Here is a 9450-nt window from a genome sequence, read left to right as displayed (position 1 = left end):
CCCGCCCCACCCCCGCCCGGGATGCCGCCCTTCCTCCCACACCCATGTATCCCTCGTTTCCCCGCGTGCCGTACGCGATGAAGTCGATGAAGCCCGCGCCTCGTGACCTTGTGCGTGGCGGTGCGGCCGCACACAACAGAAGGAGGCGAGGGGCCGGTGACAGGTTGCCCGGTTTCCGCTTCCCGAACGGGCGGATCTCGGGGATCTCCGGGAAAACCCGCAGGCAGGAGTGCCCTTTACCGGCAGAATATGGGTGAATACGGTGTCATGACCACCATCACCTGTGTCCAGGGCGACATCACCGAGCAGCACGTCGACGCCATCGTCAACGCGGCGAACTCCTCCCTCCTCGGAGGCGGCGGCGTCGACGGCGCCATCCACCGCAAGGGTGGCCCCGAAATCCTCACCGCCTGCCGCGCCCTCCGCGCCTCCCACTACGGCAAGGGCCTCCCCACGGGCCAGGCGGTGCCCACCCCGGCGGGCCGGCTGCCCGCGCGCTGGGTCATCCACACCGTGGGCCCGGTGTTTCGGATTTCCGGCGCCGACGAATCTCTGCTGGCCTCCTGCTACCGGGAGTCCCTGCGGGTCGCGGACGAGCTGGGCGCGAGGACGGTGGCGTTCCCGGCCATCTCCACGGGCGTCTACCGCTGGCCCATGGAGGACGCGGCGCGCATCGCGGTGGAGACGGTGCGGGGGACGGAGACGAGCGTGGAGGAGGTCCGCTTCGTCCTCTTCGACGAGCGGGCGTACGAGGCGTTCGCCGCGCGGGTGGGGTGACTGGTCCTCCTCTCTACTCCACCGAGAGCGTCTGCCCGGCCCGAGCCCCTGCGGAGCTGCTGGGATGCTGCCATGCCATCAGGCTGCGGCACTCCAGCGGCTCTGTTTTTGCGATAGGTGTAATGACGTCGTGGTCGGCGGTGCAGGCGCCTGCGCACCGGTTACCGGTTTCGCTGATGACAAGGTCTGGGCCGCCAGCTTCGGGAGCCCAGGTGCGGGTGTCGTGCGTAGGGGATCACACTGCATCAACGCCCGTTAGCGTTGACCTTCTGCAACCGAGGAGGGGAAAGTGCCGGGGCTGAAGCTGTTCCACACGAAGGGCGGTGTGACGGAGGTCATGCCGCGTCTTGCCGAGGCCGAGGCGGATGTGCAGCGTTTGATCGAGACCAACCTCGAGGCCATGCTCGGCGTACGGTTCCTGGCGAGCGAGTACAGCACGGGCCCCGTCCACGGCGGCCGGATCGACACCCTGGGCATTGATGGGAACGGTGCCCCGGTGGTCATCGAGTTCAAGCGCGCGACGGATGCCGGCGTGATCAACCAGGGGCTCTTCTACCTGTCGTGGCTCGTGGACCACAAGGCGGAGTTCGGGCACCTGGTCCGCGACCGGCTAGGGGCGTCGGCCGCAGCCCAGGTTTTGTGGAGCGCACCGAGGCTGATATGCGTCGCCGGCAACTTCACTCGCTACGACGTGCACGCCATCCGCGAGCACCGGCGCAGCATCGACCTGGTCCGCTACCGCTTCTTCGGCGAGGACCACTTCGGCTTGGAGACGGTCGCGTCCGTCGCCGCCCAGATGGCGGTGCCGCACGCCCGCCGGGCCAGTGGGACCGCTGCACCCGGTGCTCGTGCGGCTGAGAGCGCGATGGAGGAGCTGTACGCCGAGGTCGGCCAGGCCCTGCTGGGACTCGGCGACGACATCACCACGGTCCAGCGCAAGACCTACCGCGCGTACCAGCGGCTGCGGAACTTCGCCTGCCTGTGCCCGCCGCAGAAGAACAAACTGCTCATCTACCTCAAGGCCAACCCCAAGGAGGTCGACCTCGTCCCCGGATTCACCCGGGACGTGACGGAGCTCGGCCACCACGGGACCGGCGACCTGGAAGTGCAGCTGCGCACGGACCGCGACCTGGAGCGTGCCCAGGATCTGTTCCGGCTCAGTTACACCGCGGTGTAGGGACGCCGGCCGCTCTGCGTTCTCACCGATGATGCGGGAGTGGCACGTATGAAGTTGTGACTCGATCTCGGTACGGCCTTTCGACGTGTCGGGCAAGGGAATGGCGGTGGATCTCCCATGGTGCAGCGATTCCCCGGTTTCGCTAACCGGGGAATCGCTGCTATGGGCCTTCCCTGAACGACCAGCGTGTTGGTCGATGCGGACCAGACCATCGTCTGTTGGTCGACGGGGCGGAAGCCGCGGACGCTGAGAAGAACCGGGAGATGTAGGTGCCGGGATCCGATGATCGTGGCGGTCACGGCGTTGGTGTGTCAGAGTGCCGGGCGAGCTGGACGTGGGTGTCGGGGGGCGGGTGGGGCATGGGTGCTCGGTTCACCGGCCCGGCCGAACGGCGTGCTGGCCGGGCCCGGGGTGGGGATATCGGGTGACGCGGGGCGCGGTGGAAGCAGGTAGGTCGGCGACGCGGGGCGGCCCGGCCCGGGTAGTTGCCGGTGCGCGGGGTGAGCCGGGGCGGGTTGGCGGGGTCGTGGGTGTAGCGGCGCACTGCCATCGAGCCCGGACTTTGGTCAGGTTGGCAAGGGCGCGGCGGCTGCCGGTGATGAGTTGATGGGGACTGTTGGCGGAGTCGTCGGTGATCGCCTGGATTCGCAGGCCGGTGGCGCGTGCCTGGGTGAGCAGGGCGCGTTGGAGGAGGCGCTCGCCCCAGTATTCGGGTGAGCCGACGGGCGTCGATACCAGATTCATCAGGTCGGCCGGTGCGATGTCGGCGCTGAGCAGGCCATGGTGCTGGGCCTCCCACAGCACGGTGACCGTGTCCACAGGATCACCCCGGTGGGCCAGGGCCGACAAGCACTGGAAGAGAGCTGCGTGCAAGGGCAGCGCGAAGTCGTCGGCTTGCAGCCACCGCATGGTCGTGAACTCGTCCGGGTGCGCGATGGCACTTGCCAGCAGCAGCCGTTCCTCGGACAGAGCCTCCTCACCCGTATCCCATGCCGGGATAGCGGCCAGCGGGGTGCGCGGAAGGGAACCAGGGTGCGGAGCGAATTGGCCGGCCAGATCGTCCAGGAAGCGGGTCAGCGCATCGGCTTCGGCGAGGATGGTGATGGCGGGATTCGGGGCGGTGGTGTCGGTGGTTGCTTGGGCGAGGCGCTGGGCGTGCAAGCGCAGGGTCCGGCGGGCGTGATCGGCGCGGATCATCCGCGCGTACGTGGCCGCGTGACCGGCCCAGGGGCAGGCGTGGACCAGGCTGTGCAGGTAGGCGGCGCTCAGGCCGGGGGCTTGGGGCCGGGCGGCGTGCAGGACGGCGTTCAGCCAGACCGGTTCTCTGGCATGCGCCTCGGCGGCTGGCGGCGGGAGGGCGCGCATGGCCGCGAAGAGGGCCGCGTGGGAGTGGTCGCCGAAGTGGCCGGGCTCCAGGGCGGCGATGGTCTTCAGCTGCTGCGGGTCGAGGAGGAGAGCGCCGAGCAGCGCTTGCTCGGCGTAGTGCACCGGCTGCGGCGGCACTGGTCCCTCCCGGCCCGGGTCCAGCTGGGGGCTGGTGGAGTCGGGCATCAGGCCGCCAGGGTGAAGTCGTCGGGGCCCAGGGTCTTGCCGAGGTGCGGGGCCAGGAGGTGAGCGGCGAGGCGCGGGGGAACCGCGTTGCCGATCTGGGAGAACCGCTGGCCCTTGTTGCCCTGCCACGGGTAGTCGGCGGGGAACGTCTGCAGCAGGCCGGCCTCGGCCGCCGTGATCCGGATCGGCTCCGGTGCCAGACCGCCCTCGTGCTGGCGCCTGTCGACGGGGCCGGCGACCCAGACGCACTCGTTGGCGCGGCGGCCGAAGAACAACGTCCCAGCCGGCTCGTCCAGGCCGCGAACGGTGGCGTTGGCCTGGTTGTTGCTGCGCAGCGCCCAGGACCAGCGTGCCCCGGAACGGCTCGCGGTGGGCGCTGGGGCGGAGCGCCTCTGCCCACTGCTGTGTGGGTGGTTCTTCCAGGTGCCGCGGTCGCGGGCGCCGGCGAGCGATTTGCGGGAGCCGGAGGGGAAGGGTTCCGGGCCTCCGCCTGGTCCGCCGCCGGCGCACACGGTCGGGACGGGGCGGTCGATGGCGCCCCAGCCGAGCGCCTGGGCCATGGACACCCACCGCTCGCGCCCTGGACCGAACAACGTCTCGGGCTCGGCGACCTTCGCGTGCGTGGGGGCGGGAGGCTCAGCGGCGCGCGTCCGTGACGCGAGGAGGATGGCCCGCCGCCTCGTCTGGGGAACGCCGTAGTCGGCCGCGTTGAGGATCCCGGACCACACGGAGAAGCCCCAGCGGCGCAGGACGACGGCGTACTGCCTCCACAGCGGCAGGACATCGGGCACTTCTTCCATGGCCACCCACTCCGGTTCGCCCATGGTGTTGAGGGCGTGCAGGTAGCGCATGGGTTCGGCGGCGAGCAGGGAACGCTGGTCTCGGCAGGCGGCGAGTAGTCGTTCACGGGTGTCGCGGCCCTTGGCGAGGTCGGCGACGGCTTGGTGGACCAGGGGCTGGTCCACCAAGCCGAGTCGTTTGCCGGCCATCGACCATGCCTGGCAGGGCGGTGAGGCGATCAGTCCTGTCGTCCGGCCGAGGAAGGGCCAGACCGGGTACAGCGCCACATCGGTGCGAATGGTCAACTGGCCGGCAGCCGCGCGGGTTTTGCAGGCCCATTCGTCCCATTCCAGGCCGATGTCCCTGACGCCGAGCCGAGTCAGAGCATGGCTCCATCCGTAGGGGCCGCTGAAGAGGTCAACGATCACGTGGCCAGCCCGAAGTCGTCCTGTTTTGGTACTGCTTTGGCGATGGCGCGGGTGGTGATGGCCTTCGAAGCGTGGGTGGAGGCGGCGGCGAGTTCGTCGGCGTCGGGTTCGAGGTACCAGGGGCGCAGGTCGAGCATGGCGGCGCGCATGCCGGTGGCGAAGCACAGGGCGGTGCCCTTGGGCAGGGCGCGGATGGCGTCGGCGGGCAGGATGCGCTCCTGGCGCATGCTGATGCTGGTGGACTTGCCGGACTCCGAGGTGGAGGTGGATTTCGTCTCGACGTCGTGGTCGCCGATCAGCCTGCTCAGCTTGTCGGCGAAGTCCGGGTCGTCGATGCCGGAGCCGATCACCTTGATCGTGGAGGCGGACCACATGGCGTCCATGCCCGCATCGCCCCAGACCTTCTGGCCCTGCCGGTAGGACTGGAGAATGGTGATCGGGATGATCCCGCGGGAGCCGAGGTGCGAGTACAGGTCCGGGAGATCGCTGATCTTGCACACGTTGGCGGCCTCATCGAGGATCGCGAGCATCGGCGGGTCCAGGCGTCCACCGGCGCGTTCGGCCTGGGCGGTCGCGGCCCGCATCACCGAGTCCGCGCACGCGGCGATCAGCGCGCTCGCGCCCCCGCCACCGTCCTTCGACAGCAGGTAGAGGGTGTCGCGGGAGGTGACGAAGTCGGCTGGCTTGAACTCGAGGATGTTCTTCTGTGGGGTGACCCAGGCGGCGATGTCGCTGTTGAGCAGGGCGGCTGCGTACTGGCGGGCGGTTTCGTAGATGCCGTCGCGGGTCTCGGGCGGGCCTTCGACGGTGCCCTTGAGCTGGGCAGCGACGGCGCTGAAGCCGTGGTCGCGCAGGATGTCCAGCGGAGTGCGGTCGGCGGGGAAGGCTAGCCACTGCATCACGTCGGTGATGGGCCGCTCGTCCAGGGCCGCGGCCAGGAACAGCTGGCTCAGGATGTTGGATCCGGCCTTGGACCAGAAGTCACCCTGCTGGGAGGCGTCGACGGAGGCGGCGAGGAAGTGCCCGGCCAGCCGCCCTGCGCCGTCGAGGGTCTTGGCGTCGGCAAGCGGGTTCCACCACATCTCCCGGCTCGCGTGCGCGATTTGCTGAGGGTCCATCGACCAGGTCCGGCCGACCTTCGCCCGGGCTTCCAGCGTGGCGGTGTAGGCGTCGCCGGCGGCCTTGTTGGACGTGAGGAGCACAGGACCGGGGGCGTTGAGGATCGAGGGGATCGCGAGGCTGGTGGTCTTGCCGGAGCGGGGCGCCATGATGGCGACGGCGACATCCTCGTAGCCCATGCGGACCTCGTGCTGGGTCCCTTGGAGGTTGCCGAGCAGGATGCCGGTGTCCTTCGCGTCGATGGCCTTGGCGTCCTTCAGACTCGGGCGCAGGGAGCGGGCCTTGGCGGTGATGGCCTTGGACAGAAGAGGTTCGATGTCCTTCTGCTTCGCCATCCCGGCGACCTTCTTCCGTCGGCCTCCGGCGCTGCCGCGATGTCGCGACCACAGCACGGCGCAGGCGACAGCCAGGGCGAGCAGGGCGGCGACGGGGACGATGCGCGTTCCGATCAGCAGGGACGTTTTTCCGGTGTCAGGCCAGAGGCTTGCGGGATGGAGGAGAGCTTGGACTGGCTGGTAGTCGGTCCAGGGGCCGGAGCCGGTGAGGTAGGCGGTGACGTTGCCGCCGAGCCAGGCGAGGGTGGACAGGGGCACGGTGACGGCGAGGGTGCCGAGGAGGACGCGGAAGGCTATGTCGTAGCCGTCGGTGTTGCCGGAGTTCTGGGTGCTGTTGGGCAAGAGGGCGGTTCCAAGAAGAGATGGAGCTGATGAAGGCGGCAGTCAGCGGGAGCGGCGGTGCGGGGGCACACGCGGGGGCTGCGGCGGAGGCGAACCGGGTGTGCTGCGAGCGGCGAGTTCCCTGACGCGCTTGTCCAGGGCAACGGCGGCGGTGGCGGCCGGGACCTGGCGGGTGGTGTAGCGGAGGTGGCGGCGGCCCAGGGCTGGCATATGGAGCGCATCGCGCGGCAGGGGTTCCTTGTCGCAGAGCGCGCGGGTGAAGGCCGTGATCAGATGTGGCGGCGTGCTCTCGCTGAAGTGCGCTTTCCACAGCAGGCCGTGGGAGTCGTCGTTGATGGCGACGTCGACGTACCAGCTGTTGGAGTTGCCTTGGGTGAAGTGCTCGACGTGGGCGATGCCGTCGGGCGAGATGAGGCCGTCACGGTGATCGGCATCGGCGTCTTCCCACCCGGCCGCGTGCAGCGGCCTGTACGGGGTGGCCGTACGCGAAGCGGGGGCGGCGGGGTCGGTGAGGGCGTCGGTGAACGCGGCGATGATTTCCACCGGCGTGCGCGCGCCGAAGGTCGCCGACCAGGCTGGCCGAGTGGCGGTGGGGGCGTGCTGGAGGGTCCACCACTGCCGGTCCGGTGAGGGGTCGAGACGCAGCATGGCCTGCCGGTCGGGGCTGAGCAGGTGAACCCGGGGCATCAACGGGTCGTGCCCGTGGCTCCAGCCGCAGGCCCGGTGGAGCGCGGTGGTGATCCATGCTGGATCGCCACCGCCGGCCAGGTAGCGCGGGGCGATGAGCACCTGGTCGATGTCCCCGGGCGCAGGTGTCACCGGCGGGTCCGGGTCGCCTTGCCGGACGACAGGGGCGCGGCGCGGGAAGGCGACGGGGCGATGGGTGTCGGCGTGTGCGGCGGGTGGTCCTGTGTCGCGGCGTGGATCTCGAGGAGGGCCCGGCCGTGCAGGGACCACTCGTTGAGGTAGTGCCAGGCTTCGGCGTTGCGCTCGGCCAGCGCGTCGTCGTACGCCTCGGTACCCGGCGTCGCCGACGGCGGCAGAGCGTCCCGGGCTGTGAGCCAGTCCCGGTGGAGGCCGGTGAGCTGGTCGAGCGCGGTGTCCAGGGCGTCGAGCTGCCAGGCCCACCGGGACTGGACGCGGGACGACGGCAGTTGCTCCAGCTGCGCCTCGGCGGTGGCGATTAGGCTCTTGGCGGCGTGCCGGATGCGGTTGAAGGCACGCCAGGTCGCGGCGTCCCGGAGGCCGGCGCGCAGCCCGTACGTGTTCTCGTCGTGGGGCCAGCCGTCGAGGTCGGTGTGCTGATCGGAGTAGGCGTCCCAGTCGGCCAGGATCTGCTCGCTCTCCTGGATGAAGACGGCGAGCTGTTCAAGAAGTGACTGGTGGGCTGAGACGGGATTCGTCGTCAAAGGCGGTGGATCTTCCGGGCGGTGAGGTCGTCGGGGTGCGGCACGAGGGGGGCCTCTCGATCCGGCCCCGGCCGTGGTGGCCGGGGCCGGTTGGTTCAGCGGCGGGTCCGGGCGCCGCCAGCGGTGGCGTACGGGCCGGTGGGGTTCTTGCGGGGGCGGGTGCTGGCCCAGGAGGTGCGGGCCCAGGTGGCGGCGCGGGCGGCGGTGACGCGGGCCTGCTGCCAGGCACTGAGCTGGGAGGGCAGCACGGAGACGGACGTGGTGCGAACGCGAAGGGTGGGCGGGACGTGTCCACGCGGTCGCATCACCGGCTGCGGGTCGGACAGGGCGGTGGTGAACGCCTGAACCAGGTGCATCGGCGTGGTGGGGGTGAACACGGCATTCCATGCCGGGCCGTGTTCGGTCTGCGCCGCGGCCCACCAGTACGCCTGTCCCCGCTCGCCCTGATGGAACTGGACGAAGGCGTTGCCGTCGGGGCTCATCACGGTGACGTGCTGCCCCTGCTCCGTGTCCCATCCATGCTGCTGGAGCGGTTCCCACACGTTGGGGGCGTGCGCGGATCGGGGGCGGGTGAGGGCGTCGGTGAATCCGGCGACGATCTCGACCGGGACCTGCTTGCCGAGGGTGGCGTGCCAGGCGTCCTGCTGGCCGGTCGCCGTGCCCCGGATCGTCCAGCCGCCCGGCTGGGTGTAGGGGTCGTAGCCGATGCGGACCGTGCGGTCGGGGCTGTCGAAGATGACCGGCACGCCGGCCCTGGGCGAGCGGTCCTGCCAGCCGGAGGCGCGCAGGAACTCGGTGACGTGGCCCAGGTCGCCGCCGCCGGCCAGGTGCCGCGGTTCGACGAGGTAGTGCTGCTCGGCCTGCTGGCCGGCCTGCCCCCAGCCGGCCGATGCCTTCTTCACCGGTGCCGCCGTGCGACGAAGGCCGAGGCGACCGGTGCCGGCGGCCGGGCCGTGGTGTTGGCTCGGGTCGGTTGGGCTAGGCGCTGGAAATCCTCGGCGTGATCATCGAGGTCCGCGCACATGGTGTTCAGGTCGTTCGCGGCGCGGCCGAGGGCCAGCCACACCTCGGGCGGGAATATGCCCTGCTCGGCGTGAGATCGGGTGGCACGGGAGCCGGTTTCCACCAGGGTGGCTACTTGGCCGAGGATGCCGTCGTTGACGTCGAGGGCGCGGCCGAGGATCTGAGCCGTCTGATCCGGCGGGGCCTGGGAAAGGTGCTGGGCTAGCAGGCCAAGATGGCGGGCGATGTTGTCAGCGAGGAGTACGGGATAGGGCGTCGGATCTGGCATGGCGCTCCGGTGATGAAGGGGGCGGTGGTCAGGGGCGCCGGCCGAGGCGGCGGGATTCGTCGAGGGCCCCGTACGGTCCGGTGGCCAGGGGGATGCCGCGTGTGCTGCTGCCCAGGGCGCAGGCGTGCACGTAGCGGCGGAAGAGGAAGGCGGCCAGGCGGGGTGGCCGTTCAGCGGTGATCGGCGGCGGGGTGGTGCGGTCGCGCTCGGGGATGGCTCGGGCTCCGGATGTGTGCGGGGT

At 70.4% G+C, this 9450-nt stretch carries 10 protein-coding genes; 2 read left to right on the top strand and 8 right to left on the bottom strand.

From position 1 onward, the window contains the following. The first annotated feature begins 267 nt into the window (after positions 1 to 267). Positions 268 to 777, top strand: a complete 510-nt coding sequence (locus K6I33_RS25860; protein WP_229356936.1) for an O-acetyl-ADP-ribose deacetylase — start codon at positions 268 to 270, stop codon at positions 775 to 777. A gap of 289 nt (positions 778 to 1066) precedes the next feature. Then, positions 1067 to 1954 carry a DUF5655 domain-containing protein gene (locus K6I33_RS25855; protein ID WP_229356935.1) on the top strand — a complete coding sequence of 296 codons (888 nt, stop codon included), beginning with the start codon at positions 1067 to 1069 and terminating at the stop codon, positions 1952 to 1954. 372 nt (positions 1955 to 2326) lie between these two features. Here the strand turns inward: K6I33_RS25855 and K6I33_RS25850 are convergent, their stop codons facing one another. From K6I33_RS25850 to K6I33_RS25815, 8 genes are all read right to left on the bottom strand, one after another. Continuing rightward, complete coding sequence (locus tag K6I33_RS25850) at positions 2327 to 3505, bottom strand: DnaB-like helicase N-terminal domain-containing protein (RefSeq protein WP_229356934.1); 1179 nt, start codon at positions 3503 to 3505, stop codon at positions 2327 to 2329. Then, positions 3505 to 4713 carry a DNA cytosine methyltransferase gene (locus K6I33_RS25845; protein ID WP_229356933.1) on the bottom strand — a complete coding sequence of 403 codons (1209 nt, stop codon included), beginning with the start codon at positions 4711 to 4713 and terminating at the stop codon, positions 3505 to 3507. The genes K6I33_RS25850 and K6I33_RS25845 overlap by 1 nt, the downstream gene beginning before the upstream one ends. Next, positions 4710 to 6509, bottom strand: a complete 1800-nt coding sequence (locus K6I33_RS25840; protein WP_229356932.1) for a type IV secretory system conjugative DNA transfer family protein — start codon at positions 6507 to 6509, stop codon at positions 4710 to 4712. The genes K6I33_RS25845 and K6I33_RS25840 overlap by 4 nt, the downstream gene beginning before the upstream one ends. 42 nt (positions 6510 to 6551) lie before the next feature. Then, positions 6552 to 7328: a DUF317 domain-containing protein gene (locus tag K6I33_RS25835; RefSeq protein ID WP_229356931.1), complete on the bottom strand. Its 777-nt coding sequence runs from the start codon at positions 7326 to 7328 to the stop codon at positions 6552 to 6554. Next, positions 7325 to 7918: a hypothetical protein gene (locus K6I33_RS25830; RefSeq protein WP_229356930.1), complete on the bottom strand. Its 594-nt coding sequence runs from the start codon at positions 7916 to 7918 to the stop codon at positions 7325 to 7327. Before K6I33_RS25830 ends, K6I33_RS25835 begins: the two co-directional genes overlap by 4 nt. A gap of 95 nt (positions 7919 to 8013) precedes the next feature. Next, positions 8014 to 8820: a DUF317 domain-containing protein gene (locus tag K6I33_RS25825; RefSeq protein WP_229356929.1), complete on the bottom strand. Its 807-nt coding sequence runs from the start codon at positions 8818 to 8820 to the stop codon at positions 8014 to 8016. Continuing rightward, positions 8817 to 9209 (bottom strand): hypothetical protein, encoded by a 393-nt coding sequence (locus tag K6I33_RS25820; RefSeq protein ID WP_229356928.1) that lies wholly within the window; start codon positions 9207 to 9209, stop codon positions 8817 to 8819. The genes K6I33_RS25825 and K6I33_RS25820 overlap by 4 nt, the downstream gene beginning before the upstream one ends. A gap of 28 nt (positions 9210 to 9237) precedes the next feature. Beyond that, the coding region (locus K6I33_RS25815; RefSeq protein WP_229356927.1) for a hypothetical protein at positions 9238 to 9450 on the bottom strand (213 nt) is incomplete at its 5' end.

This window comes from Streptomyces sp. UNOB3_S3 (genome assembly GCF_020740895.1).
Taxonomy (GTDB): Bacteria; Actinomycetota; Actinomycetes; order Streptomycetales; family Streptomycetaceae; genus Streptomyces.
Note: the sequence above shows the minus strand (reverse complement) of the source record. Positions and strands in the feature narration are given on the sequence as shown.